Annotated in this window: 29 protein-coding genes; 14 read left to right on the top strand and 15 right to left on the bottom strand. The window is 70.6% G+C overall.

The features are described 5' to 3' along the window. Nucleotides 1–42: 42 nt before the first annotated feature. The 3 genes from EPD65_RS09420 (at nt 43) to EPD65_RS09410 (ending at nt 2,912) form a co-directional block, all read left to right on the top strand. Complete coding sequence (locus tag EPD65_RS09420) at nt 43–1,260, top strand: hydroxymethylglutaryl-CoA reductase (protein WP_207891490.1); 1,218 nt, start codon at nt 43–45, stop codon at nt 1,258–1,260. Between the two features lie 21 nt (nt 1,261–1,281). After that, on the top strand, nt 1,282–2,355 hold the full coding sequence (ychF, locus tag EPD65_RS09415; RefSeq protein ID WP_131583473.1) for a redox-regulated ATPase YchF: 1,074 nt from the start codon (nt 1,282–1,284) through the stop codon (nt 2,353–2,355). A gap of 269 nt (nt 2,356–2,624) precedes the next feature. After that, a complete protein-coding gene (locus EPD65_RS09410) occupies nt 2,625–2,912 on the top strand; it encodes a DUF1905 domain-containing protein (protein ID WP_131583471.1) in 288 nt (95 codons plus the stop codon). An 11-nt stretch (nt 2,913–2,923) separates the two neighbouring features. Here the strand turns inward: EPD65_RS09410 and EPD65_RS09405 are convergent, their stop codons facing one another. Beyond that, nucleotides 2,924–3,337, bottom strand: coding sequence for an organic hydroperoxide resistance protein (locus EPD65_RS09405; RefSeq protein ID WP_131583469.1), 414 nt, complete (start codon nt 3,335–3,337; stop codon nt 2,924–2,926). Between the two features lie 53 nt (nt 3,338–3,390). Between EPD65_RS09405 and EPD65_RS09400 the strand changes: the two genes are divergently transcribed. Beyond that, the gene (locus tag EPD65_RS09400) at nt 3,391–3,831 is read left to right on the top strand and encodes a MarR family winged helix-turn-helix transcriptional regulator (protein ID WP_131583467.1); all 441 of its coding nucleotides are present in this window, start codon (nt 3,391–3,393) and stop codon (nt 3,829–3,831) included. 16 nt (nt 3,832–3,847) lie between these two features. Here EPD65_RS09400 and EPD65_RS09395 read toward each other — a convergent pair whose 3' ends face one another. The 3 genes from EPD65_RS09395 to EPD65_RS09385 all read right to left on the bottom strand — a co-directional run bounded on the left by EPD65_RS09395 (nt 3,848) and on the right by EPD65_RS09385 (nt 5,596). Beyond that, nucleotides 3,848–4,480, bottom strand: coding sequence for an anti-sigma factor family protein (locus tag EPD65_RS09395; protein ID WP_131583465.1), 633 nt, complete (start codon nt 4,478–4,480; stop codon nt 3,848–3,850). Next, nucleotides 4,477–4,995, bottom strand: coding sequence for a sigma-70 family RNA polymerase sigma factor (locus EPD65_RS09390; protein WP_131583463.1), 519 nt, complete (start codon nt 4,993–4,995; stop codon nt 4,477–4,479). The genes EPD65_RS09395 and EPD65_RS09390 overlap by 4 nt, the downstream gene beginning before the upstream one ends. Nucleotides 4,996–5,059: 64 nt before the next feature. Further along, nucleotides 5,060–5,596, bottom strand: coding sequence for a COG4315 family predicted lipoprotein (locus EPD65_RS09385; protein WP_207891489.1), 537 nt, complete (start codon nt 5,594–5,596; stop codon nt 5,060–5,062). 129 nt (nt 5,597–5,725) lie between these two features. Between EPD65_RS09385 and EPD65_RS09380 the strand changes: the two genes are divergently transcribed. Then, a complete protein-coding gene (locus EPD65_RS09380; protein ID WP_131583461.1) occupies nt 5,726–6,127 on the top strand; it encodes a hypothetical protein in 402 nt (133 codons plus the stop codon). Here EPD65_RS09380 and EPD65_RS09375 read toward each other — a convergent pair. The 4 genes from EPD65_RS09375 to EPD65_RS09360 are packed head-to-tail and all read right to left on the bottom strand — an operon-like array spanning nt 6,111 to nt 8,611. Next, on the bottom strand, nt 6,111–6,752 hold the full coding sequence (locus tag EPD65_RS09375) for a dihydrofolate reductase family protein (RefSeq protein ID WP_131583459.1): 642 nt from the start codon (nt 6,750–6,752) through the stop codon (nt 6,111–6,113). The two genes, EPD65_RS09380 and EPD65_RS09375, sit on opposite strands and share 17 nt — an antisense overlap. Nucleotides 6,753–6,770: 18 nt before the next feature. Further along, nucleotides 6,771–7,247 carry an SRPBCC family protein gene (locus EPD65_RS09370; RefSeq protein WP_207891488.1) on the bottom strand — a complete coding sequence of 159 codons (477 nt, stop codon included), beginning with the start codon at nt 7,245–7,247 and terminating at the stop codon, nt 6,771–6,773. A gap of 23 nt (nt 7,248–7,270) precedes the next feature. Then, nucleotides 7,271–7,474 (bottom strand): hypothetical protein, encoded by a 204-nt coding sequence (locus EPD65_RS09365; protein ID WP_131583455.1) that lies wholly within the window; start codon nt 7,472–7,474, stop codon nt 7,271–7,273. An 18-nt stretch (nt 7,475–7,492) separates the two neighbouring features. Then, on the bottom strand, nt 7,493–8,611 hold the full coding sequence (locus EPD65_RS09360; RefSeq protein ID WP_131583453.1) for a hypothetical protein: 1,119 nt from the start codon (nt 8,609–8,611) through the stop codon (nt 7,493–7,495). A gap of 138 nt (nt 8,612–8,749) precedes the next feature. Here EPD65_RS09360 and EPD65_RS09355 point away from each other — a divergent pair, with 138 nt between their 5' ends. Beyond that, on the top strand, nt 8,750–9,028 hold the full coding sequence (locus EPD65_RS09355) for a hypothetical protein (RefSeq protein ID WP_131583451.1): 279 nt from the start codon (nt 8,750–8,752) through the stop codon (nt 9,026–9,028). 31 nt (nt 9,029–9,059) lie between these two features. Next, nucleotides 9,060–9,497, top strand: coding sequence for a methyltransferase family protein (locus EPD65_RS09350; protein WP_131583449.1), 438 nt, complete (start codon nt 9,060–9,062; stop codon nt 9,495–9,497). 4 nt (nt 9,498–9,501) lie between these two features. Here EPD65_RS09350 and EPD65_RS09345 read toward each other — a convergent pair whose 3' ends face one another. From EPD65_RS09345 to EPD65_RS09335, 3 genes are all read right to left on the bottom strand, one after another. Then, entirely contained in the window at nt 9,502–9,996 is a 495-nt protein-coding gene (locus tag EPD65_RS09345) for a hypothetical protein (RefSeq protein WP_131583447.1), read from the bottom strand. Between the two features lie 67 nt (nt 9,997–10,063). Continuing rightward, nucleotides 10,064–11,560 (bottom strand): alkaline phosphatase, encoded by a 1,497-nt coding sequence (locus tag EPD65_RS09340; RefSeq protein WP_131583445.1) that lies wholly within the window; start codon nt 11,558–11,560, stop codon nt 10,064–10,066. Between the two features lie 111 nt (nt 11,561–11,671). Beyond that, nucleotides 11,672–12,823, bottom strand: coding sequence for a hypothetical protein (locus EPD65_RS09335; protein WP_131583443.1), 1,152 nt, complete (start codon nt 12,821–12,823; stop codon nt 11,672–11,674). A gap of 19 nt (nt 12,824–12,842) precedes the next feature. Here EPD65_RS09335 and EPD65_RS09330 point away from each other — a divergent pair, with 19 nt between their 5' ends. From EPD65_RS09330 to EPD65_RS09320, 3 genes are read left to right on the top strand one after another with little or no spacing between them, the layout of a single operon-like run. Then, on the top strand, nt 12,843–13,136 hold the full coding sequence (locus tag EPD65_RS09330) for a hypothetical protein (protein ID WP_207891487.1): 294 nt from the start codon (nt 12,843–12,845) through the stop codon (nt 13,134–13,136). 30 nt (nt 13,137–13,166) lie between these two features. Further along, nucleotides 13,167–14,084, top strand: coding sequence for an N-acetyl-1-D-myo-inositol-2-amino-2-deoxy-alpha-D-glucopyranoside deacetylase (gene mshB / locus EPD65_RS09325; RefSeq protein WP_131583441.1), 918 nt, complete (start codon nt 13,167–13,169; stop codon nt 14,082–14,084). After that, nucleotides 14,084–15,784, top strand: coding sequence for a VanW family protein (locus tag EPD65_RS09320; protein ID WP_131583439.1), 1,701 nt, complete (start codon nt 14,084–14,086; stop codon nt 15,782–15,784). The genes mshB and EPD65_RS09320 overlap by 1 nt, the downstream gene beginning before the upstream one ends. Nucleotides 15,785–15,849: 65 nt before the next feature. Here the strand turns inward: EPD65_RS09320 and EPD65_RS09315 are convergent, their stop codons facing one another. Then, nucleotides 15,850–16,749 carry a GNAT family N-acetyltransferase gene (locus tag EPD65_RS09315; RefSeq protein WP_131583437.1) on the bottom strand — a complete coding sequence of 300 codons (900 nt, stop codon included), beginning with the start codon at nt 16,747–16,749 and terminating at the stop codon, nt 15,850–15,852. Nucleotides 16,750–16,805: 56 nt separating this feature from the next. Here EPD65_RS09315 and fdxA point away from each other — a divergent pair, with 56 nt between their 5' ends. Together fdxA and dapC are read left to right on the top strand one after the other, a co-directional pair. Then, nucleotides 16,806–17,129, top strand: a complete 324-nt coding sequence (fdxA, locus tag EPD65_RS09310) for a ferredoxin (RefSeq protein ID WP_107700536.1) — start codon at nt 16,806–16,808, stop codon at nt 17,127–17,129. Further along, on the top strand, nt 17,126–18,232 hold the full coding sequence (gene dapC, locus EPD65_RS09305) for a succinyldiaminopimelate transaminase (protein ID WP_131583435.1): 1,107 nt from the start codon (nt 17,126–17,128) through the stop codon (nt 18,230–18,232). The genes fdxA and dapC overlap by 4 nt, the downstream gene beginning before the upstream one ends. A gap of 64 nt (nt 18,233–18,296) precedes the next feature. Here the strand turns inward: dapC and EPD65_RS09300 are convergent, their stop codons facing one another. After that, nucleotides 18,297–19,136 carry a hypothetical protein gene (locus EPD65_RS09300; RefSeq protein WP_131583433.1) on the bottom strand — a complete coding sequence of 280 codons (840 nt, stop codon included), beginning with the start codon at nt 19,134–19,136 and terminating at the stop codon, nt 18,297–18,299. A gap of 34 nt (nt 19,137–19,170) precedes the next feature. After that, the gene (gene dapD / locus EPD65_RS09295; RefSeq protein ID WP_243640524.1) at nt 19,171–20,118 is read right to left on the bottom strand and encodes a 2,3,4,5-tetrahydropyridine-2,6-dicarboxylate N-succinyltransferase; all 948 of its coding nucleotides are present in this window, start codon (nt 20,116–20,118) and stop codon (nt 19,171–19,173) included. Nucleotides 20,119–20,194: 76 nt separating this feature from the next. Here dapD and EPD65_RS09290 point away from each other — a divergent pair, with 76 nt between their 5' ends. After that, nucleotides 20,195–20,809, top strand: a complete 615-nt coding sequence (locus EPD65_RS09290) for a TetR/AcrR family transcriptional regulator (protein WP_131583431.1) — start codon at nt 20,195–20,197, stop codon at nt 20,807–20,809. Between the two features lie 25 nt (nt 20,810–20,834). On the opposite strand, the gene EPD65_RS09285 is transcribed toward EPD65_RS09290, so the two are convergent. Further along, nucleotides 20,835–21,629, bottom strand: a complete 795-nt coding sequence (locus tag EPD65_RS09285; protein ID WP_165872953.1) for an acyl-CoA thioesterase — start codon at nt 21,627–21,629, stop codon at nt 20,835–20,837. Nucleotides 21,630–21,906: 277 nt separating this feature from the next. Here EPD65_RS09285 and ileS point away from each other — a divergent pair, with 277 nt between their 5' ends. Continuing rightward, nucleotides 21,907–25,095, top strand: coding sequence for an isoleucine--tRNA ligase (gene ileS / locus EPD65_RS09280; protein WP_131583427.1), 3,189 nt, complete (start codon nt 21,907–21,909; stop codon nt 25,093–25,095). Nucleotides 25,096–25,158: the final 63 nt, after the last annotated feature.

Here is a 25,158-nt window from a genome sequence, read left to right as displayed (position 1 = left end):
CGGGCCAACAGGTTCATGGCCGCCGCCGATGCACTGGACAGCGTGTCCTGTGCACCTGTCGGCAGCTCGGGTGCGATGCTCGCGGTCGTGACCGACCTCCGGATTCCCCGAGACCGCAGCGACGACTACTCCGCCGAGGCGATCGGCGCGCGGCAGGAGTTCCTCGCCGCCGCGACCGGCGCGGACCAGCCGCACATGAGGCACTTCTCGCTCGACCCACAAACCCTGCCGGGCAACATCGAGAACTTCTTGGGCGTCGCGCAGGTGCCGGTGGGTCTGGCGGGTCCGCTGCTGGTCAACGGTGAGCACGCCCAGGGTGAGTTCCTGGTGCCGCTCGCCACCACGGAGGGCACGCTCGTCGCGTCGTACTCGCGCGGGATGAAGCTGTTCCGCGAGGCCGGCGGCATCACGACCACCGTCCTCGACGACAAGATGCAGCGCGCTCCCGTCTTCTCCTTCGAGTCCGCGCGCGAGGCGCGTGCGTTCGGCGAGTGGCTGACGGAGCACTTCGACGAGGTCGCCGCGGCAGCGGAGACGACCACGACGACCGGCAAGCTGCTCGAGATCCAGCAGTTCTCGGTCTCCAAGCTGCTCTACACGCGCTTCAACTACTCCACCGGCGACGCCGCGGGTCAGAACATGACCGGCAAGGCGACGTTCGCCGCGTGCGCCTGGATCAAGCTCAACTACCCGGGAGAGCTGCACTTCGTGCTCGAGGGTCAGTTCGCCACCGACAAGAAGACGTCGGTCGTCAACATGCTCCACACGCGCGGCAAGCGGGTCGTCGCCGAGGCGACCCTGCCCGCCGATCTGGTGCTGAAGCACCTCAACGTCTCGACGGACAAGCTCTTCGCCGCCCGTCTCAAGGGCCAGCTCGGCTCGATCATGTCGGTGACGAACAACAACGGAAATCACTCCGCCAATGGCATCACCGCGATCTTCATCGCGACCGGCCAGGACGTCGCCAACGTCGCGGAGTCCTCCGCGCTCTACGGCTTCACGGAGCTCCTCCCGAACGGCGACCTGTACGTCTCGGTCACCCTCCCGTCGCTGATCATCGCGACGTACGGCGGCGGCACCGGCCTCGCGACCCAGCGCGAAGGCCTCGAGATCATGGACTGCTACGGCGCGGGCAAGGCCCGCAAGCTGGCCGAGATCATCGCCGCGACGGTGCTGGCGGGGGAGCTGTCGCTCGGTGCGGCCGTCGTCGCGGAGGAGTGGGTGCAGGCCCACGACGACCTCGGTCGGAACCGCCCGTAATCCCCCGTAGAATTCCGCCCCGTGGCTCTCACTATCGGAATCGTCGGTCTCCCCAACGCGGGCAAGTCGACGCTCTTCAACGCGCTGACCAAGAACAACGTGCTCGCGGCGAACTACCCGTTCGCCACGATCGAGCCGAACGTCGGCGTCGTGGGTGTCCCCGACCCGCGCCTGGCCGAGCTCGCGAAGATCTACGGCTCGCAGAAGCTGCTGCCGGCCACCGTCGAGTTCGTCGACATCGCGGGCATCGTCCGTGGCGCGTCGCAGGGTGAGGGCCTGGGCAACAAGTTCCTCGCGCACATCCGTGAGGCCGCTGCGATCTGCCAGGTGACCCGCGTCTTCCGCGACGAGGACGTCACGCATGTCGACGGCAAGGTCGACCCGGGCTCGGACATCGAGACGATCAAGACCGAGCTGATCCTCGCCGACATCGAGACGGTGGAGAAGGCGATCCCGCGGCTGGAGAAGGAGGCGCGGATCAAGAAGGAGTCCGTGGCCAAGCTCGAGGCCGTGAAGCAGGCCAAGGAAGCGCTCGAGGCCGGCACGCCGGTCATCGCCACGAAGATCGAGGCCGAGCACCTGCGCGAGCTCACCCTGCTGACCGCGAAGCCCTTCATCTACGTCTTCAACTGCGACACCGACGAGCTCGCCGACGAGGCGCTCAAGGACCAGATGCGCGCCCTCGTGGCGCCCGCGGAGGCGATCTTCCTCGACGCGAAGATCGAGTCCGAGCTGATCGAGATGGAGGCCGACGAGGCCCTCGAGATGCTCAACGACCTCGGCATCCCCGAGTCGGGCCTGGACCAGCTCGCGCGCGTCGGCTTCGACACCCTCGGCCTGCAGACCTACCTCACGGCCGGCCCGAAGGAGGTGCGCGCCTGGGAGATCAAGAAGGGCGCCACCGCCCCCGAGGCCGCTGGTGCGATCCACACCGACTTCCAGAAGGGCTTCATCAAGGGCGAGGTCATCGCCTTCGACGACCTGATCGCGGCCGGCTCCGTGGTCAAGGCCAAGGAGCTCGGCAAGGTCCGCATCGAGGGCAAGGAGTACGTCATGCAGGACGGCGACGTCTGCGAGTGGCGCTTCAACGTCTGATCCGAGGAGTGAGCCGGAGTCACGCCGAGCGCAGCGAGGTGTGGCGGAGGCGAGCCCCGCAGGACGTCAGACGAAATGGTGACCGTCTGATCCATCTCGTACGACGACCCCGGCAGCCGCCTTGGCTGCCGGGGTCGCGTTCATTTCGGGTTGTCCGCTTGCGATACCGATCAGTACGGCCCCGCAGTGGACGATTGTGGGGCCGTACTGATCGGTATCGGGGCGCGCGGGCGAACCGCTTGTCGGTGTGCCGGGCTACGGTCGGCAGGGTGGAGTGGGAGTTCGAGGGCGAGGTCATCGAGTGGCGCGGGCCGTCGCCGTACTTCTTCGTGGTGATCCCGCCCGACGAGAGCGACGAGCTCCGGGAGGTCGGGCGCGAGCTCGTCTACTGGGGGCAGATCCCGGTCGAGGCGCGCATCGGGGAGACGGCGTTCCGGACAGCGACCTTCCCCTACGGCGAGCAGTGCGCGTTGCCACTCAAGGTGGCGGTGCGGCGAGCAGCGGGTGTCGAGATCGGTGACGTCGTCCGGGTCGGACTCCGGCTCGGCACCCGCTGATCGAACTGCCGTCAGGCGACGGTCAGCGTGACCTCGACGTTGCCGCGGGTCGCGCGGGAGTAGGGGCAGACCTGGTGGGCGGCGTCGACGAGCTTCTGGGCGGTGCCGGCGTCGACGTTCGGGATGGTGACCTCGAGCTGGACGGAGAGCGCGAAGCCCAGGTCGTCGGCGTGCAGGGAGACGTCGGCGACGACCTCGGTGTCGCTCAGGTCGGCCTGGGCCTTGCCGCCGACCAGCTTGAGCGCCGAGTGGAAGCAGGCCGCGTAGCCGGCGGCGAAGAGCTGCTCGGGGTTGGTGGCGCCGCCGGCGCCGCCGAGCTCCTTCGGCATGCGGACGTCGAGGTCGAGGAGGCCGTCGGTCGAGGAGACGTGGCCGTTGCGGGCGTCGCCGGTGCTGACGGCGGTGGCTGTGTAAAGAGCGGTCATGTGCACAACTGTATTGCGCACAATCGAATGACGCAAGGGGTTAACATGGGGACGTGCCCGACTTCCCGCAGCTCGCCCTCGACCAGCAGCTCTGCTTCCCGCTGTACGCCGCCACGCGCGCCGTCACGAAGCAGTACGCCGCGCTGCTCACCGGCACCGGGCTGACCTACCCGCAGTACCTGGTGATGCTGGTGCTGTGGGAGGCCGGGGAGCCGGTCACGGTCAGCGCCCTGGGCAACCGGTTGCGGCTCGACTCCGGCACGCTCACGCCGCTGCTCAAGCGACTCGAGCTGGCGGGTCGGGTGGAGCGCCGCCGCGATGCGGAGGACGAGCGCCGGGTCCTGATCGAGCTGACCGCCGCAGGCCGCGCGCTGCGCGAGCAGGTCGCCGACGTGCCGCTGCGACTCGCGTCGGCCATGGATCTGGATCGGTCCTCGGTCGTCAGCCTGCGCGACGAGCTCAATGTCCTGATCGCCCACCTCGACGACGCCTGATCGGGCTCGGCCCCTTTCAGGCGCCCGGGTGGTCAAGGGTGAGGAGCGTCGTGCCGCTCCCGTCCGTCACCTCCACGGCGGCGATCTCCGCGACCGGCAGGGCCGTGCCGCCGGTGAAGGTGACGTCGCGATCGCCGAGCGACCAGGTCCCGAGGGTCGTGACAGTGCCGTCGGTGCCACGCACGCGCAGGGCGTAGCGGTAGCCGGCTGGCTCGCCCAGATAGCGGCAGGTGAGGGTGATCCGCGTCCCCCATGCGGTGGGTACGACGGCGGCCTCGGCGCTGATCGGCGGGTGGCCGACCTGGGCCATCGGCTCGCGCGCGGGACCGTCGCGGAGCGGGGCCGCGACCAGGACGACCGCGAGGACGCAGGCCGCGGCCACGCCGCTCAGTGCGCCGGTCACCACGAGCCTGCGCCGTCGCACACGTCGCGCCTGGTGCAGCAGCCCGGGCAGTAGCGTCGCCGGAAGCGGGGGAGTGTCCGGGCTCTCTCCGCGCGCCAGCAGGCCGACGGCGGATCCGGCCGACGTCACGCGTGACCGGCACGCCTCACAGCTCGCGAGATGCCTCTCGAACGCCGCCCGCTCGTCGGGCTCGAGCGCGCCCAGCGCGTAGGCCGCGTCGGCGTACTCCCAGGGATCGGTGCTCATCGCTCACCTCCGAGCTCGTCGACCGCCAGGCGCAGCGCCTGCAGGGCGTAGTGGGTCCGGGACTTCACGGTGCCGGGCGGGATGCCCAGCACGACGGCCGCCTCGGCGACGCTGCGGCCGCGGTAGTAGCACTCCTGGAGCACCGCGCGATGCTCGGTCGAGAGGCGCGCGAGGGCCTCGCTGATCAGGGCCTGGTCGAGCACGTGCGTCGTCTCGTCCGGCACCTCCTGCTCGGGCACGCGACCGGTCGCCGCCTCGTGCCGGCTGCGGGCGGAGCGGTGGTCGTCGACGACGATGTGCCGCGCCACCGTGTAGAGCCAGGCACGGGGCGATCCCCGTCGCGGTTCGAACGCCTGAGGGTGCCGCCAGGCCCGCAGGAGCGTCTCCTGGACGACGTCCTCCGCATGCGCCACGTCGCCGCCGGTCAGGCCGAGCGCGTAGTGCCACAACGCCGGGCCGTGCTCGTCGTGCAGGGCGCGGAGCAGGCCGTCGTCGCGGAGCGGACGCGCGGTCACGTCCTCCAGTGTGCTCCCGGATTCACCGGCGCGGGGAGCACCGGCGCGGGGAGCGCCGGCCCGGTCAGTAGCCACCGTCGTCGGACGACGAGGAGTCCGTCGGGGAGGGCGACTCGTCCTTCTCCATGACCGCGGTGCCGCCCGGTGCGACGAGCCACCAAGCGGCGCCGAAGCCCTTGCTTCCCTCGCCGTTGGTGCTGCCCGCGCTGCCGTCGCCTGCGTAGTAATAGAGGGGGTGGCCGGCGTAGGTGACCTGGGTCGTCCCGTCCGACCGCTTGACGGTGCCGAGCTGGCCGGTGGCCACCCCGCTGCCGGCGTGGGGTGCGCCGTCGGTGAGGACCGGCGGCCACGCGCCTGCGCAGGCCCCCGAGCAGGCCGACGTACCGCTGTGGTCGCCCTCCCATAGGTAGACGGCCTTGCCGTCGTCCGCAGTCAGGTAGGTGCCGTACTCGCCGGTGGCCGTCCCGATCTGCTCCGGGCCTTCGCCGCTGCCCGAGTCCGCGGGGGTCGAGCCGCCGCAGCCGGCCAGCAGGGCGGCGGCAAGGCCGACCAGCGCCGCCGCGCCCGCCCGCGCGGGCTGCCCGTGTCGTGTCGCGTCCATGGCGTCCTCGTTTCGCTGTGTCCATGCGGCTCGGCGCCGCCGTCCCCAGTGACACGAGGCGGGAGGCCGGATGGTTCACCGTGAACCGTCCGCGGCCGCGTCTCGTGTCACGCGAGAAGGAGGCGTGCCATGGACCTGCGCCGGTGGTTGCTCGTCCCGCTCGTGGTGGGCGGCCTGGCCGTGGACGCCTGGGTGCACCTGCGGTACGCCGACGACTACCGCCTCGTCGCCACGTCGGTGGTCAGCCAGGCGACGCTGTTTCGCATCGAAGGAGTCGCCGCGGCGCTCGCGGCCGTGGGGGTCGTGGTGTGGCCGCGTCGGTGGACTGCGCTCGCGGCGCTGGCCGTCGCCGCGGGGGGAGCGGCTGCCGTCGCGGCGTACACCTGGATGGATCCGGGGCGGATCGGGCCGCTTCCGGACATGTACGAACCACTGTGGTTCGCCGGGAAGACGGCGAGCTTCGTCGCGGAGCTCGTGGCCGCCGTGGCTGCGCTGGCTCTCGTCGTCCGGAGGCCTACCGGCGGAAGGTGACGTGGACGGTGCCGCTCTCCGCGGTCTCGCTGGTGACCTGGTAACCCGCCTCGAGGCCGCGCAGGTCGTCCCACAGCCGGATGCCGCTGCCGAGCAGGATCGGAGCGATCGCGACGTGCAGCTGGTCCACGAGGCCGGCGGCGAGGAAGTAGCGCGCGACCGAGGCGCCGCCACCGATCCGCACGTCCGCGCCGTCGGCCGCCTCGAGCGCCCGCGCGAGCGCCTCGTGCGGCGTCGCGCTGATGAAGTGGAACGACGTGCCGTTGTCGAACGTGATCGATGGCCGCGCCGTGTGGGTCAGGACGAAGACCGGGCAGCGGAACGGCGGCTCGTCGCCCCACCAGCCCTTCCACTCGGGGTCGTCGGGGAAGGTGTGCAGTCCGAACATGCCCGCGCCCATGATCTCGGCGCCGATCTCCTCGAAGTACGCCGCGGCGTAGCGGTCGTCGACTCCCGTCGTGCCCGCGCCCGATCGGTCGCCGAGGACCCGCTCGCGGAACGTCTTCGTCGCGACGTACGCCGCGGTCAGGCGGGACCAGTCCTCGCCGAAGGGGTTCTCCGGGCTCTGGTCGGTCGTGGTGGCGAAGCCGTCGAGGGAGACGTTGAGGTCGACGCGGACTGCCATGAATGCCTCCGGTGTGGGTCAGTGGAACTCGGCAGCGGACTTGATCCGCTCGAGCGTCTCGGCCATGCCGGCGCGCATCGTGTCGCTGAACTGCTCGGTGCCGCCCATGAAGCCGTCAGTGAGTTGCTGCGACAGGTCGGAGATGCCGTCGGGCGCCTCGCGGTGCTGGACGAGCAGGGTGCCGTCGTCCGTCGGGGAGAGGGCGAAGCGCCAGGTCACCCAGTTCTCCTCGACGCGGAAGGCGACCTCGCGGGGAGCGTCGTACGCGGTGATGGTGGCGTGCGTCGTCCAGTCGAGCCCGCCGCCGAGGCTGTTGCGGTTGGTGAACTCTGCCCCGAGTGACACCTCGTCGAAGCCGCTGCGCAGGCGCACGGACTGGACCTGTGGGCTCCACTCGGGCATCCGCGTCACATCACTCACGAGCTGCCACACCTCCTCGACGGGGGCGGCGATCTGGATCGAAGCGGAGAGCTCGGGCACCTCGTTGCGCGTCACGTCCAGCACTCTACGGAAGTGCGTCAGGCCCCGGCGGGATCGAGCCATTCCGTCGGGGCGAACTCGCGCCCGAAGTCGGCACAGGCCTCGTTCTCGCAGCGTCCCTGGGTCTCGAACGTGATGCCGGCGTTGCCGGTGCGGGCGACGAGTGCGGCGTCGTCGTCAGTCAGGTGTCCGCCATGTCGTAGCGGCTGCCCGCAGGTGGGGCACAAGGGGTCGGTGGCCATGGCTTTCACGGTACGCCGTCAGTCGCGGACGCGCCCGCGGCCGGGCGCGGGCCGCCAGGGTGCCCGCGGCTCGGACGGCCAGCGGCGCGGGCCCGTCCACATCGACGGGGGAGCGTCGAGCTCGCGGCAGAGGGCGAGGGCGGCAGTGTCGTAGTTGACCCGCCAGCCGCGGAAGTGCGGCCACGCCTCCTCGTCGGTCATCGTCACGGGATAGTCGACCGAACGGAGCGCGGCCGTGGCGGCGACGAACTCGTCGTACGTCACGGAAACCGGGGTCGCCTCGGCGTCGATCGACTTCTGCGACGGTACGGCGAGCTTGAGCGTGCGGGCCATGTCGTCGAGCGTTGTGAAGCCCATGCGGAGCACGAGGCGGGCGTTGATCTTCGGCTCCGCGTCCGGCGACAGGGCGAGGTGCAGCGCTGCGGCATCCATGACCGCGATCAGCGACGTCAGCCAGTGCGAGTCGACCCGTGGCGAACGCAGTCGCAGCAGCGCGGGATACGTCGCGTGCGACTCCGCGACCTCGGCGGTCCAGCGCTCCCACCGCACGAAGAGCTCGTCGAGCACCGGGGCGGTGTCGCCGCCACCCATGCCCCAGTGGGTGCGCAGCAGGATCTCGGGGCCCCAGGCGGGCAGGCCGGCCCGCGAGACCAGGAGGCTCACCTCGGTCTCGCGCTTGTTGAAGCCGGAGTACAGCGTCGGCAGGTACCCGATCTGCAGGCCGACGACGACCATGCCGGTGAAGCCCGCGAGATAGGCGAGCACCTGGCCGTCGCCTCCGTGGGGCACAGCGAAGCCGAGCGTGAACATCGACGACCCGGCATCCCGCAACGCATCGCTGAGGTGGCCGTCGGTGTCCGGCATCATCATCAGCGCGTAGCCCAGGACGAGCAGCCCCATCCACACCGTCAGGCGTACGACGAGCGCGAGCGGCGCCTGCCAGCCCAGAACACGGTCGCGCAGCTCGAAGGACCGGACCGGCCGGAGCGTCAGCAGGAAGGTGCGGTCGAGGAGACCGTCGACCGCCGAGGTGATCCAGGAGTCGACGCGACGGGGCACGACCAGCGCGCCGATGATGCTGATCGACGTACCGATCACGAGCACGAGCCCGACGGCGAAGCAGGTCCAGACGGTCATGGACGTATTCAACCGGAGGCGCGGGTCCAGGCCATCCCGGGCATGTGACCTGCTGAGGGCCCCGTCCGCCGACACGGCGCAGGGGGTCCTCGTGCATTTCGCGTGGCGGGCGTCACAGGTCGTGCTTGGATACCGCTCATGACCGTGCAGCACGAATCGACGGATGTCATCGAGGTCCGTCACATGCTCAGTGACTGGGACCCGCTCGGCTACTACGCCGCCAACGGGATCTACCCCGACGAGTACGAGCCCCTCATCCAGCCGATCCTCACGCGGCTGAGCCACACCACGAAGCGCGACGACATCGTGGCGTACCTCGACCACGAGCTGCACGACCACTTCGGCAAGTACCCCGACGAGACGCTCGTCGTGGAGTTCGCCGACCGCCTCCTGCACTGGTACGCCGAGCGCGGCTGACCGCCGCTGAACCCCGCGCTACCGTCGGACCATGCCTGTCGTGCCGCCTCCGGTCATCGCGCTCGGCTTCGCCGGCGTCCAGCGCCTGCTCGCCCCGAAGGAGGGGGCGGGTCCGGTGCGCAAGGTCGCCGCGTCGGCTCTTGCGGCGGGCAGTGTCGGGCTGGTGGCCGCAGCCGCCGAGCGGTTCCGCGCTGCGCAGACCACGGTGCACCCGCTCCACCCGGAGAAGGCCACGGCACTCGTGACCGACGGCCCCTACCGGCGCACGCGCAACCCGATGTACGTCGGCATGGCCGGGGCGCTCGCCGCGCACGCGCTCGGACGTGGGGGAGCGGCCACCTGGCTACCCGTCGCCGCCTTCGTCGTCGCGATCGACGAGCTCCAGGTGCTGCCCGAGGAGCGCGCCATGGAGCGCAACTTCGGCGACGAGTGGGACGACTACGCGCTGCGGACCAAGCGCTGGCTCTGAGCCGTCACTCGTTGACCAGCACCGGTACGCCGACGGTCGCGGCGACCGCCTTCCCGGCGTACGCCGACGGCACGCGCACGGCGAAGCGCACGCTCTCGTCGGGCCGCCCGACGTTGTCGTCCTCGCTGTGCAGCGTCCAGCGGCCCTCGCCGAGGTACGCACCGCGCGCGTCGTAGAAGCCGGCGAGCACCTGCAGGTCGAGGATCTCGCTGACGTCGCTGGTCACGTCCAGCTCGCCGCGGATCGCCGATCCGTCGAAGCGGAGCCCGCGGGTGTCGAATCGGGTGTCGAACGGGCCCGAGACCCACGTGACCGTGCCCCGTGACGGATGCGCGTCGGTCATGCCCGGCAGTTCGGGCTCTCCGGTCGGCGTCGCCAGTCCGGGGAACGACGTCTGCACGGTCGGGTCCGCGGTGGTGGCGGCGTCATCGGTGCCCGAGCAGGCGGTGGCGCCGGCCGCGAGGGTCAGCGTCAGGACGGTGGCGGCGAGCTTCTTCATGTGTCCTCCGGATGAATGCACGGGACCCGGGCCGGCTCGCGCCGACCCGGGTCCCGCGGGTGCTGGGTCAGCGGGTGACCTTCAGGCCCGCGGCCTTGGCCATGATCCCGAAGAGGTCGGTGTTGTCGATCTCGGCACCGATCCGCTTGCTGCCGGGGCCGAAGGCGAAGATCGGCACATCGGCGCCGGTGTGGTTGCCCGAGAGGTAGGTCAGCCACAGGCTGGCGTCGGCCGAGCCGTCGGTCACCGCGGCGGCGTCGTCCGGCGTACGGAACGTGGCCGGGGCGAAGTTGTTGGCGTTGGTCGCGCCCGGGGCGTTGAGGATGCCCGTCGACCGGGTCGCGTCCTTCGAACCACCCGTCGGGCGGGCGAGCACCGAGCTGTTGGCGGTGTTGACGGCGTCGGCGTTCGCCGGAGGAGTCGTCGCCTCGGCGTTGGTGAACGTGCCCTTCTCGATGATGTTGAAGCCGGCGCACTCGTGGTCAGCGGTGACGATCACGGTGGTGTTGCCGTCCGCCTGGGCGAAGTCGTACGCCGCCTTGACCGCGTCGTCGAACGCCTTGATCTCCTGGAGCGTCTGGGCGGCGTCGTTGGCGTGCGAGCGCTTGTCGATGAGGGCGCCCTCGACCTGGAGGAAGAAACCCTTGCCGCCCGTGGCGGTGCTCCTGGCCTGCAGGAGGTCGATCGCCTTGCGGGTCATGTCGGCGACCGTCGGCTCCTCGGCCTGGACCGAGCCGGGGTTGTCCTGCTTGAACTTCTCGATCGTCATGTTGCCCTTGTTGAACAGGCCGAAGACCTTCTGTCCGGTGGCTCCCGACAGGTCGGACTTCGTCGCCACGGTCTGCGACGCCGGCGAGCCCAGCACCGCGTAGCCCGACGCCTTCAGCGCGTCCTCATCGGCGGCGTCGAAGCGGGCCAGGCCGCCGCCGAGGATGACGTCCGCGGTGTTGTTGCGGGCGACCTGGTCGGCGATCGGGGTGACCCGGACGTCGCTGGTCGGCAGGGCGCTGCCGGTGATCGTCGTGTCCTGGCACGCGGAGGCGGAGTACGTCGGACCCTGGCAGCCGCGGGCCAGCGCGTGGCTCATCTGACCTGCCGGGGTTGCGTCGGTGATCTCCGCGGTCGAGACGTTGCCGGTGGCCAGGCCAGCCTGGTGGGCGGCTTCCATGAGCGTTGCCTTCACGGTGCCCTTGGCGTCGACGCCGAGGGCGGCGTTGTAGGTCTTCACGCCGGAGGACCACGCGGTCGCGGCCGAGGCGGAGTCGGTCACAAGGTTGGGCTTGAAGTCGCCCGAGCCGGGCTGCCCGGAGTTCTTCTCGACCGAGTACGTCGACACCTGGCCGACGACCGGGAGCTTCTCCATGTTCAGCTTGCCGTGGGCGCCGTAGAAGCGCTCGCGGCCGGCGGTGACGTGGGTACGGCCCATGCCGTCGCCCAGCAGGTAGATCACGTTGTGCGGGTGCGGCGCGGCGGCATCCGCCGTGCCGATGACGGCGAGGCCGGCACCCGTCGTGCCCGCGACGAGCGCGAGCGAAGCGGTGGCGATGCGGAACGGGACGTGCATGTCAGGTCTCCCGGGCGTCAGCCCGCGCCGGATCTCGGGGCGGGACGTCCGGGACGTTAAGGATTGCTTGCAGTGCGCAGGTGCCGTCGAAGTGACGGGCACCTGAGGGCTTCATGAACGGACGGTGGTCCAGACCGACGGTCGCCGCAGCTTGTAGATCCAGCGGCGTCCGGGGTGCTCGGTCACCGACCACAGCGAGTCGGTCGCGGGCACGTAGGCGATGTCCTCGGGCCCCATCGGGAGCGCCCGCCGCACGGCGCGCCAGGCGCCCGGCCGTCCGACGTACAGGGTGCCGAGTCCCCAGGGTCCGTGGGACGCGGTGAGGTACCAGGTGTCGCCGACGACGCACGCTCCCTGCATGCCGCGCTGTCCGCTGCCCTCGAGCAGGAGCGGCCGGGAGAGGCCGCGCTCGTCGGTCGGGAGCAGGTACGTCTCCGGGTCGAGCTCGAACCGGGCCAGCCGGGTGGTCTGCTTGCGCCGGCCGTACTCGCCGACGACCAGCGCAGGGCCGGCCGGGTCGCGGTCGAGCGAGAGGAACGAGTAGCGCAGCGGCTCCTCACCCTCGTCGGCAGCGGCGCGGTAGGAGAAGCGCAGCGGCAGCACGTAGCGGTGTCCGTAGCTGGCGAGGCGGTCACCGTGCCGTCCGATCCGGTCGGCGTCCTCGTCGTACAGGTCGTCGGGGATCGCGACGATGTCGTCGAGCCGGAAGACGTGGATCCCCTTGGCGGTGCCCGCGACGTAGAGCCACGGGCCGACCCAGACGATGCCGCCCGCGTGTGCCTTCAGGGGAGCGAGCGTCACCTGGCCGTCGACGACCTTCGGCACGACCAGCAGCACGTGGCGGTAGCGCCGTGCGTTGACGTCGACGAACGAGATCCGCACGCCCTTATTGATGCCGGCGACCTGGTGGGAGTACCAGCTGGTGACCACGACCTCGCGTCCCGCGACCAGGCCGCGCCGGGTGCCGGTCGCGTCGATGGAGGTGGTGATGCCCTGCGGCCACCAGCGCTGGCTGAACGAGTCGGCGCGGTCCCAGGCCCACTGCCTCCACACCTTCAGGCCGGTCGGGACGGCGCGCCGCAGCCGGCGTTCGAGATGGTCGAGCACACCGCCGACCCCGACGGCCCCGCCGCACGCCGTGGCGAGCGCCGCCACCTCGTCGACCCGTTCCTCGGTACGCCGCAGGTGGACGCCGTGGGCAGGCGCGGGAGTGGTCCCGGGCCCGGGCGTGGTCTCTGGCCCGGGGGTGGTGCTGTCCGACATGTCTGGCACCGTAGCGCCCATGAGAGGGATCTTCTTCGAGGAGGACGACGCCCGGGCCGTGGCCGCCCGGCTGCGCCGCGACGGTTTCGACGCCGACGTGACGCGTGAGCGCCTCGCCGGCGAGGACGACGACGAGGACCATCCGTGGTGCGTCACCTCCGACGCCCCGATGATCGCGCTGGAGCTCCTCGTCGACGAGTACGACGGATGGCTCGACGCCGAGGAGCCCGAGCCCACGCAGGTCGTCCTGCCCCCGCGCACCGCTGACCTCCCGCAGGCACCGATCCGGATCAAGCGTCCCGACCTCCAGTGATTGTCTGCGCTGCTGGCTAGGGTTGCCCGCATGAGCCTTGCGCCCGCTGACATGCGCCTCCTGCTGGTCCACGCCCACCCCGACGACGAGACGATCCAGAACGGCGCGACCATGGCGCGTTACGTCGCCGAGGGGCGCCAGGTCACGCTCGTGACCTGCACGGCCGGTGAGCTCGGTGAGGTCCTCGTCCCGGAGCTGGCGCACATCGCGGCCGACCAGGACGACACCCTCGGCGACCACCGTCGCGAGGAGCTCGCGGCCGCGATGGAGATCCTCGGCGTCACTGACCACCGCTTCCTCGGCGGCTTCGGTGCGTTCCGCGACTCCGGCATGAAGTGGCACGAGAAGGGCTACGCGATCGCCGCCGACGAGACCGACGAGCGCGCCTTTGCCAACGCCGACCTGACGAAGGCGGCCGACGAGCTGGTGAAGGTGATCCGCGAGGTCCGCCCGCAGGTCCTGGTCACCTACGACGAGTTCGGCAACTACGGCCACCCCGACCACATCCAGGCGCACCGCGTCGCGATGTACGCCGCCCAGCTGGCCGCCGTGGAGTCCTACAAGCCCGACCTCGGCGAGCCCCACGACATCGCCAAGATCTACTGGTGCGCGATGTCCGAGGGCCGCATGCGCGACAGCCTCCGCGCGCTGCGCGCCAGCGGTGACACCGAGACCTTCGCTGGGATGGATCCTGACGGAGACATGGGTCCGTTCACGACGCCGGATGCCTGGCTCGCGGCGGCTGTCGACGGTGGGGAGTTCGGCGAGAAGAAGATCGACGCGATGAAGGCGCACCGCACCCAGATCGACCCCGAGGGCCCGTTCTTCGCGATGGGCGGATCGGTCGGCACCGCCTTCTGGAGCACCGAGTTCTACCGCCTCGCGAAGGGCGCCAAGGGCGCGGTCGGCGACGACGGTTTCGAGACCGATCTCTTCGCGGGCCTCTGATGGGTCGCCGGCTCGGCGGCGGCGCAGTCGTTCTCTCGCTCCTGCTGGTCACCCTGCTGGCCGGCGGGCTCTACGCGGCCGCGTGGGCATTCGCTGCTGACCGGCTCCCGCGTGGCACCTCGGTCGCCGGGGTCGAGCTGGGCGGACTGGCCCCGGCGGTCGCGCAGGCGCGCCTGGAGAAGGAGTTCGCAGGCCACGACACGGTCGGCGTCACCGTCGGCGGCACGACGGAGACCTTCACGGCCGAGCAGCTCGGCTTCCACTTCGATGCGGCGGCCACCGTGGAGAAGGCGGGCGGCGGGCGGTCCTTCGACCCGCGCCGTCTGTGGGACTACTACGCGGGTGCCGACGAGGTGGCGCCGGTGGTCGACGTCGACGACGCCGCGCTCGGTCAGGTCGTCGCCGGCCTCGACGAGCGTCACGGCACTGCGCCGCGTGAGGGCGCTGTGCGCTTCGTCGGCAGCCGCGCGAAGGCGGTGCCCGCCCAGTCGGGTCTCGGCCTCGACCCCGCTGCGACCAGGGCCTCCCTCCTCGCGGCGTACGTCGCCGGGCAGGGTGTGACGCTGCCGTTGACCGACGTACAGCCCGCGATCAGCGACGACGACGTCCATGCTGCGCTCGAGGAGTTCGCGACGCCCGCGATGAGCGGGCCGGTGACACTCGTCTTCGACACCCAGAAGCTCGTGCTGCGGCCGGCGGAGCTCGCGCCGGCACTGTCGATGGTCGCCGAGAACGGTCGGCTGGTGCCGAAGGTCAACGGCAAGCGCCTTGCCAGCATCGTCAACGCTCACCTCGGCGACGCCGGCAAGCCGGTCGACGCGACGGTGGAGCTCGTCCGCGGCGTACCGACGGTGGTGCCGGGCAAGCCCGGTGTCGGCTATGACCCCGACGACGTGACCGCGGCGCTTCCCGACGTCCTGACGAAGACCGGCGCCAGCCGCCGGCTCGCGGTGGAGGCCACCGTCGAGAAGCCCGAGGTCACCACCGCGGATGCCCGGAAGTGGGGGATCATGGAGAAGGTCTCGACCTTCACGACCTACTACCCGCACACCGACTACCGCAACATCAACATCCCCCGTGCCCTGAGCCTGATCAACGGCACGGTCCTCGCGCCCGGCGAGACCTTCTCGCTCAACGACACCGTGGGCCAGCGCACGAAGGCCAACGGATTCGTCGAGGGCTACGTCATCGACGGCGGCGAGATCACGACGGCGCTCGGCGGTGGGGTCTCGCAGGTGGCGACCACGACCTTCAACGCCGCGTTCTTCGCCGGCCTGAAGGACATCCAGCACAAGCCGCACAGCCTCTACTTCGACCGCTATCCGGTCGGCCGCGAGGCGACGGTCGCCTGGCCGACCGTCGACCTGAAGTTCCAGAACGACACCCCCTACGGGGTCCTGATCGAGACCCACGTGCAGAAGTCGACGCCGTCCAGCTCGGGTGTGGTGACCGTCAGCATGTGGTCGACGAAGCACTGGGACATCACCGCCACGACCGGCGATCGCTACAACGTCGTGCCACCGGGGGAGCGGGTCTCGCGGGCTCCCGACTGCGAGCCGCAGGAGCCCAACACGGGCTTCGACATCGACGTCTACCGGCACTTCCGGCGCAACGGATCCGAGGTGCGCGTCGAGAAGATGCACACGCACTACAACGCGGCCGACCGGGTGGTCTGCAAGCCCCCGAAGCCCGCGCCCTGACCGCCGAGACCCGGGTTTTGGCGCGCCGAGACCCGGGTTTTGACGTGTCGAGTCGCGGGTTTCGGTCAGCCAGGCAGCGCGATGTAGCGCATGCGGTGGTGTTCGACGAAGCCGAGTGACGAGTAGAGCGCGCGGGCCGCGGCGTTGTCGGTCTCGACGTGCAGCCACGCTGTCGACGCGCCCTGCTCGACTCCCCACTCGAGCAGTGAGGCGACCACCGATCGGGCCAGGCCCCGTCGCCGGTGCGACGGGTCGACCAGGAGGTCGTGGATGCCGATCCAGTCGCCGTCGATGCTCGCTGCTGCTTCGGCGATCGCGTCGCAGGCGCTGCTGACCTCGGCGATCGCGTGGGCGCCTGACGCCGACAGGTCGACGGCGACCGAGGGCCGCCCGGCGGCGCGGAGCGCGCGCGTCACGCCGGCAAGGAGGAAGTCGGCCTCGCCGCCGGCCGGCGTACAGCCGAGGGCGAGCAGGGCACCCTCGAGGTCGGAATCGGCCTCCACGTGGAGCAGGGCCGGCTTGCCAAGGGCGTCGTAGGCGGCGCCGACGGCGTCCAGCGCCTCGCTCAGGGGGAGGCCGGGGTCCACGACGGCCAGGCACGAGTTGGCGCGCTTGCGCCCGACCGTCCGGGACGAGCGGACCTGCCACGCGCCGATCGCGGCCGTCTCCGCCGACGACCACAGCCCCGCGACGTGCGACTCGCACTCCGCGACCGAGGCGCGCAGCCGCACGGACGGGCGCGGCGGGACCGGCTTGCCGGACACGATCAGGTCGAGAGGGATCTCGACGCGCTCACCCGTGGCCGTGACGACGACACATGGGTCCCAGGCGACGCACTCGCCGAGCACATCGGTGAACGCCGGCCCGCCTGTCGGGCCCGTTGCACCCGGCACCAGGCGGCGTACGACGACACGCTGGCCGACCACGTGGGGGCCCAGATAGGGAGAGCGGCTGCCGTCGGACATGGCGGGGATACTAGGCTGGCCCCGCAGCTTTCCGTTAAGCCCCTCTGGAGGATCAGATGACCTACGTCATCGCGCAGCCGTGTGTCGACGTCAAGGACCGCGCATGCGTCGACGAGTGCCCCGTCGACTGCATCTACGAGGGCAAGCGGATGCTCTACATCCACCCGGACGAGTGCGTCGACTGTGGCGCCTGCGAGCCGGTCTGCCCGGTCGAGGCGATCTACTACGAGGACGACGTCCCGGCCGACCAGAAGCAGTACTACGACGCCAACGTGCACTTCTTCGACGACCTCGGTTCGCCGGGTGGTGCGGCGAAGATGGGTGAGATCGACAAGGACCACCCGATCATCGCCGAGCTTCCCCCGCAGAACCAGGAGTGACCCTCCCCGGTTCCGTCTCGGGTCGTCTCCCCGACTTCCCCTGGGACAAGCTGACGTCGTACGCCGCCACGGCGCGCGCGCACGCTGACGGCATCGTCGACCTCTCGATCGGTACGCCGGTCGACCCGACGCCGCAGGTCGCGATCGACGCGCTCGTGGCTGCGGCCAACTGGCCGGGCTACCCGACGACGATCGGCCTGCCCGCGACCCGTCAGGCGATCAGCGACTGGTTCGCACGCGTCCACGGTGTCACGGGCCTCGGCCTCGACCAGATCCTTCCGGTCGTCGGCACCAAGGAGCTCATCGCCCAGCTGGCGTTCCACCTCGGCGTGGGTGAGGGCGACCTGGTCGCGTTCCCCGAGGCTGCCTACCCGACGTACGAGGTCGGGGCGGCGCTGGTCGGCGCGACGCCGATGGCGGCTGACTCGCTGACGGCGTTCGGTCCGCAGACGCCCAAGATCCTCTGGCTCAACAGCCCGTCCAACCCGACGGGCCGCGTGCTGCCGCCGGAGCACCTCAAGAAGGTCGTCGACTGGTGCCGCGAGCGCGGCGTCCTGCTGGTCTCCGACGAGTGCTACCTCGACTGCGTCTGGGAGGGCTCCGCGACGTCGGTGCTCCACCCGTCGATCAGCGGAGGCAGCGCCGAGGGGATCCTCGTCGTCCACTCGCTCTCGAAGCGCTCCAACCTGGCGGGCTACCGCGCCGGATTCGTCGCCGGCGACCCGGCGGTCATCAAGGAGCTCCTCGCGGTCCGCAAGAACCTCGGCCTGATCGTCCCCGGTCCGGTCCAGGAGGTCATGACCGCGGTCTACGGCGACGACGCGCACGCGGAGGAGCAGTACGCCCGCTACGCCGCGCGCCGCGTACGGCTCAAGGCGGCCCTGGAGCAGGCGGGCTTCACTGTCGACCACTCCGAGGCGGCCCTCTATCTCTGGTCGACCCGCGGTGAGAACTGCTGGGACACCGTCCAGTGGCTGGCCGAGCGCGGCATCCTCGCGGCGCCGGGTGACTTCTACGGCCCTGCAGGCGCGCAGCACGTGCGGATCGCGATCACCGCGACCGACGAGCGCATCGACGCCGCCATCGCCCGCCTCGGCGCCTGACGCGCTCAGCCGACCGCCTGGCCAGACTGTCAGTCTGACAGTTTGGCGCTGGCAGGGGCGGCGTTCAGCGGACGGTGACCTCGACACCGTCGGCAGTGCCGTGCGCGGTCCAGCCGTCCTCGCTCGCATCACCGTCGTGCCAGACCCGCCCGTCGTAGCTGACCTGGCTGATGCCGAGGCGCTTCGCCTGGGCCACGAGGTAGGACGCCATCGCCCATCCCTGACGGCGGGCAGCGGCACCGTCGGCATGCTCCTCCACGAGCACGCCACGCGTGCTGACCTTCGTCGCCGTCGCGCCGAAGACGTTGCGCAGTTCGTCCTGTACGACGGAGAGCCGCTGGTCGTCGTAGGTCTCGTCCGGGCGGACCACGCAGGTGAACGTGTGCGCGGACCAGCCGGTCAGCGCCGAGGCGAGCGCCCGGCCGTCCTCGGCGTGGTCCTCGTACGCCTCCGGGTACGCCGATCGCTGCACCTTCTGCGCTGCCTCGGTGATCCGCATCGACTCGTAGCCGTCGATCTTCACGAGCGCGTCGTAGAACGCATTGGTGGCATGGACCGGGTCGAGGATCTGCGCCTCGGTGCCCCAGCCCTGCGAGGGCCGCTGCTGGAAGAGCCCGAGGGAGTCGCGGTCACCGTGCTCGACGTTGATCATCTTCGACTCCTGGTATGCCGTGGCCAGCGCGATGCTGACGGCACGGGCCGGGAGGTCGCGGTGGACGCCGATCGCGGCGATCAGTGCGGCGTTCTCCGCCTGCTCGGTGTCGAGCGCCACGTGGTGGCCCTCGACGAGGGCGGTGCAGCCCTCCGGGTCAGGCAGGGGACCGGTGCCGCGGACGACCGCGACGCCGACGGCCCCGACGCCCGCGAGGACGGCGAGGGTGGTCACAGCGCTGCGGACCCGCACCTGTTTCCCCTTCGCCGTCGCTCGTCGAACGCGGTCAGTCGTTGGCGTGCAGCGCGGCGTTGAGGGCGATGCCCTCGCCCTTCCACGCCACGGCCTCGAGTGCACCCGAGACCGAGTTGCGGCGGAACAGCACGTTGGACGCACCCGACAGCGAGCCGGCCTTCACGACCGAGCCGTCGGCGAGGGTGACCTTGGAGCCGGCGGTGATGTAGGTGCCGGCCTCGATGACGCAGTCGTCGCCGAGCGAGATGCCCAGGCCCGAGTTGGCGCCCAGCAGGCAGCGCTGACCGACGGAGATGACCTGCTTGCCGCCACCGGAGAGCGTGCCCATGATCGAGGCGCCGCCACCGATGTCCGAGCCGTCGCCGACGACGACGCCGGCGGAGATGCGGCCCTCGACCATCGAGGTGCCGAGCGTGCCGGCGTTGAAGTTCACGAAGCCCTCGTGCATGACGGTCGTGCCGGAGGCGAGGTGCGCGCCGAGGCGGACGCGGTCCGCGTCGGCGATGCGTACGCCGGAGGGCACGACGTAGTCGACCATGCGCGGGAACTTGTCGACGCCGTAGACCGCGACCGGACGACCGGCGGCCTTGAGGCGGGCGCGGGTGAGCTCGAAGCCGTCGACCGCGCACGGACCCTGGGAGGTCCACACGACGTTGGCGAGGAGGCCGAAGACGCCGTCGAGCGACAGGCCGTGCGGCTGCACGAGGCGGGTGGAGAGCAGGTGCAGGCGCAGCCACGCATCTGCGGCCGACGCCGGACCGGTGCCGAGATCGGCGATCTCGACCGTGACGACCTCGCGCGTGACACCACGATCGGCATCGGCGGTCGCCAGCGCGGTCAGCTCGGCCGGGACCTCCGCGTCGGCCGGCTTCGCGCCGAGCGCGGGAGCCGGGAACCACACGTCGAGGGTGGTGCCGTCAGCGGCGAGGGTCGCGAGGCCGTGGCCCCAGGCGGAGGTCTCGATCAGATTCTCAGTCACGTGAGCGGATTCTACGGGGGTCACCCTCTGTGAACCGACCGGGCGCGTCGGTCCATGAACACTTACACTTCCCGCTATGACTGCCGTGACCGTGCCCGCCGCCCGCGGCGCAGCGAAGACCGACGCCCGTCGGGCCGAGCTGGCGGCGTCGGCGCTGCAGACGCTCGGCGAGCTGGGTTACGCGCGCACCTCCCTGCGCGAGATCGCGCAGAACTCGCCCTTCTCGCACGGCGTCGTGCACTACTACTTCGACTCCAAGGTCGAGCTGATCATCCACGCCGTCCGGGAGTACAAGAAGGTCTGCGTCACCCGCTACGACGACGTCGTCGAGGAGTCGCAGACGCCGGAGGAGCTCGGCCAGCGATTCAGCGAGCGCCTCGTCCAGACGCTCCACGACGACATCGCGATGCACCGGCTCTGGTACGACCTGCGCACGGCCGCGATGTACGAAGCCGAGCTGCGCGACGACGTCATCACGATCGACAACACCCTAGAGGCGATGGTGTGGCGCATCGTCACCCGGTTCGCGGAGCTCGCGGGCGCGACTCCGGCGTACGACGAGCCGACGACGTACACGCTGATCGACGGGCTCTTCGAGAAGGCCGTCTTCGCCCACCTCGCCGGTGACCCGCAGGCAGGGGCTGACCTCCAGGCCCGCGTCGCCGGCCTGGTCCCCGCGCTCCTGCGCTGAGGTTCGCTCAGCCCGCCAGACTCGCTCAGCCGGCGAGAATGGCCAGCTGGCGCGACTGGGCGATGAGCCGGCCCTGCTCGTCCCAGAGCTCGACGTCCTCGTCGGCATAGCCATCGATGACGTGCCGCGTCACGACGTGGCCGAGCGCCCAGGTCGTCTCCGGCCGACGGCGGAAGTGCACGGTGAGCTGGATCGTCGCCGAGGCCAGGTGACCGATCTCGGCCGTCACCGGCGGGAATGCATCGGTCATCGCGCCGGCGAGCATCGCGTCGACCGGCCGCGCGTCCGAGGTCCGGATCCAGCACAGCGACTCCGTCGTGCCGCTGGGGGAGCCCTCGAGCCAGCCCGGGATCGCCGCGGCGCGGTAGGTGTAGCGATCCAGGATCGGCACCATCCCGCCCGGGATGACGGTCGTCAGGTCGGCGCACGCCTCGGGCTTCGGCATCTCCGGAGCACCGTGCGGAGTGTTGGTCACCGCGCCGGCCTGGTCCCAGTCGTGCGTCGAGACGACGGCGTGCGCGACCTCCTTGTCGCCCTGCACCACCAGGGCGTCGTACGTCGAGACCCGGCGGCCGGCGCGCACCTGCCGCACGCGGATCTCGGCGTCGCCCGCCTGGGCCGGCCGGAAGTACGTGATCGCGATGCTGAGCGGGTCGGGCTCGGCCGCTTCCTGCAGGACGGCGTTCAGGACCAGGGCCAGGATGTAGCCGCCGTTGGGGGTGCCGTTGGCGGTGTTCCAGTCCGTCGTGACGGCGACGCGATGCACGCCGTCTCCCAGCGGGGTGGAGGCGACGGCGGCGTCGAGGGCGTAGGTGCTCACGACCGTCATCCTTGCGCCCGGCGAATCCGATTGCCACGAGATGCGCGCCACGCCGTACGATTCTGCCCAAGGCGTCTGAGCCGTCATCAGCGGCGAGCCTCCGGAAGAACGCGCAGCAGTCGGGCGTCAGTAGAACCGGACGGGTGGCCCGTCACAGCCACAACGAAGCGGTCGGCGTACGCCGGCAAGCGAGGTGGTACCGCGGCCGGAAGGTCGTCCTCGTGGCCCAGAGAAATCTGGAAGAGACCCGAGAACGACGTACCCCGCAGGAGCCGAGATGACCTATCCGAAGGTCAGCCACACCGACGCAACGAGCGTCCCCGCGTCCCCCCGCTTCCCGAGCATCGAGGAGGCCGTGCTGGCCTACTGGGAGAAGGACGGCACCTTCCAGGCCTCCATCGACCAGCGCCCGACGCGCGCCGACGGCGGTGACGAGTTCGTCTTCTACGACGGCCCTCCGTTCGCCAACGGCCTGCCGCACTACGGCCACCTGCTGACGGGCTACGTCAAGGACCTGATCCCGCGCTACCAGACGATGCGCGGCAAGCGGGTGGAGCGCCGCTTCGGCTGGGACACCCACGGCCTGCCCGCCGAGCTCGAGGCGATGCGCCAGCTCGGCCTCAAGACCACCGACGAGATCCACGAGCTCGGCATCGAGAGGTTCAACGAGGCGTGCCGCGCCTCCGTCCTCAAGTACGCCGACGAGTGGCAGCGTTACGTCACGCGCCAGGCGCGCTGGGTCGACTTCGACAACGACTACCGCACCATGAACCCCGAGTTCATGGAGTCGGTCATCTGGGCCTTCAAGCAGCTCCACGAGAAGGGCCTGGTCTACGAGGGCTTCCGGATCCTGCCGTACTGCTGGAACGACGAGACGCCGCTGTCGAACCACGAGCTGCGCATGGACGACGACGTCTACAAGATGCGTCAGGACCCGGCGCTGACGGTCGGCTTCAAGCTGGCCGACTCCGACGACGCGGCTGACCCGCTCAACGGTGCGAACGTCCTGATCTGGACCACGACCCCGTGGACCCTGCCGTCCAACATGGGCGTCGCGGTCGGTCCGGACGTCACCTACGCGCTGGTCGAGTCGACGGGTGAGGTCGCCGGCCGCTTCCTGCTCGCCGAGGGCCGCGTGGCGGCGTACAAGAAGGAGCTCGGCGAGGAGGCGACCGTCGTCGCGACCTTCACTGGTGCCGAGCTCGCGGGCCGTCGCTACCTGCCGCCGTTCAGCTACTACGCCGGTGCCGACAACGCCCACCGGGTGCTCGTCGCCGACTTCGTCACGACCGAGGACGGCACGGGCATCGTGCACCTCGCGCCGGGCTTCGGTGAGGACGACAAGGCCGTCCTCGACGCTGCCGGTGTCGAGACCGTCGTGCCGGTCGGCAAGGACGGCAAGTTCACCTTCCCCGTCGAGGAGTACGCCGGCCTGCAGGTCTTCGACGCCAACAAGCCGGTCATCGCGGACCTCAAGGCCACGACCGGCAAGGTGACCCCCGGCACCGTGCTGTTCCGCCAGGAGACCTACGACCACAGCTACCCGCACTGCTGGCGCTGCCGCCAGCCGCTGATCTACATGGCTGTGTCGTCGTGGTTCGTCGAGGTCACCAAGTTCAAGGGCCGCATGGGTGAGCTCAACGAGCAGATCTCGTGGACCCCGGACCACATCAAGCACGGCCAGTTCGGCAAGTGGGTCGAGAACGCCCGCGACTGGTCGATCACCCGCAACCGCTTCTGGGGCTCCCCGGTCCCGGTCTGGAAGTCCGACAACCCGGAGTACCCGCGCGTCGACGTCTACGGCTCGTTCGCCGAGCTGGAGAAGGACTTCGGCGTCGAGGTCACGGACCTCCACCGCCCGTACGTCGACGACCTGACGCGTCCGAACCCGGACGACCCGACCGGCCAGTCGACGATGCGCCGGGTCACCGACGTCCTCGACGTCTGGTTCGACTCCGGATCGATGTCGTTCGCGCAGAACCACTACCCGTTCGAGAACGCCGACTGGTTCGAGGCGAACTTCCCGGCCGACTTCATCGTCGAGTACATCGGCCAGACCCGCGGCTGGTTCTACACGCTGCACATCCTGGCGACCGCGCTCTTCGACCGCCCGGCGTTCAAGTCCTGCGTGAGCCACGGCATCGTGCTCGGTTCGGACGGCCAGAAGATGTCGAAGTCGCTGCGCAACTACCCGGACGTGGCCGAGGTCTTCGACCGCGACGGCGCCGACGCGATGCGCTGGTTCCTGATGTCCTCGCCGATCCTGCGTGGCGGCAACCTGGTCGTCACCGAGCAGGGCATCCGCGACTCGGTCCGCCAGGTGCTGATCCCGCTCTGGTCGTCCTGGTACTTCTTCCAGCTGTACGCCAACGCGGCTGACTACACCGCGACGCGTCGTACGGACTCGAGCGACCCGCTCGACCGCTACCTGCTCGCCAAGCTCCGTGACTTCGTCGGCGAGGTCACCGTGCAGCTCGACGCGTACGACGTGGCCAACGCCTGCGAGAGCACGCGCGGCTTCATCGACGTGCTGACGAACTGGTACATCCGGCGCTCGCGCGAGCGCTTCTGGGTGGCCGACGGCGTCGTGACCGCCGACAACGAGGCGGCCTTCGACACGCTCTACACGGTGCTGGAGACGGTCTGCCGCGTGCTGGCGCCGCTGGCCCCGCTCACGGTCGAGGAGATCTGGCGCGGCCTGACCGGCGAGCGCTCGGTGCACCTCGCCGACTGGCCGTCCGTCGACGACCTGCCGGAGGACGAGGAGCTCGTCGCCGCGATGGACGTCGTCCGTGACGTCTGCTCCGCGACCTCGGCCCTGCGCAAGGCGAACAACCTGCGCAACCGTCTCCCGCTGGCCGGCCTCACGGTCGTCTCCGACCTCGACCTGTCGGCGTTTGCCGGCATCGTGGCCGACGAGGTCAACGTGAAGTCCGTGCAGCTCGTTGCGGCCGACAGCGACGAGGCGTCGGCGTACGGCGTGGAGCAGAAGCTCACGGTCAACGCCCGCGCCGCCGGTCCGCGCCTCGGCAAGGACGTGCAGCTGGCGATCAAGGGCTCCAAGACCGGTGACTGGTCCGTCGATGCCGCAGGCGTCGTGACGGCGGGTGGCCTGGCCCTGGTCGAGGGTGAGTACACGCTCGAGACCGTTGCCGGCGATGCCTCCGGTGGGACCGCGACCGGTGTCCTGCCGCGCGGTGGCTTCGTCGTCCTCGACACGGTGCTGACCGACGAGCTCGAGGCCGAGGGTGCCGCCCGCGACCTGATCCGCGCGATCCAGCAGGCCCGCAAGGACGCCGGCCTCGAGGTCTCCGACCGGATCGTCCTGTCGATCACCGCTCCGCGCGGCCTCCTCGACGCCGCCGAGGCACACCAGGACCTGGTGGCGGGGGAGACCCTCGCCGTCGCGACGGAGTACGCCGAGGGCCCGATCCTCGCGGTCCAGGTCGCGGTCGCCAACGCCTGATCGCCGAGACGAGGCTCCTGCACCGCTGAGACGGGGCTTGTGCACGCGAACCGCGTGCACAAG

Source organism: Nocardioides jejuensis (assembly GCF_004337475.1).
Taxonomy (GTDB): Bacteria; Actinomycetota; Actinomycetes; order Propionibacteriales; family Nocardioidaceae; genus Nocardioides; species Nocardioides jejuensis.
The sequence above is the reverse complement of the archived record's forward strand: the minus strand, read 5'-3'. Positions and strand labels throughout refer to the sequence as shown.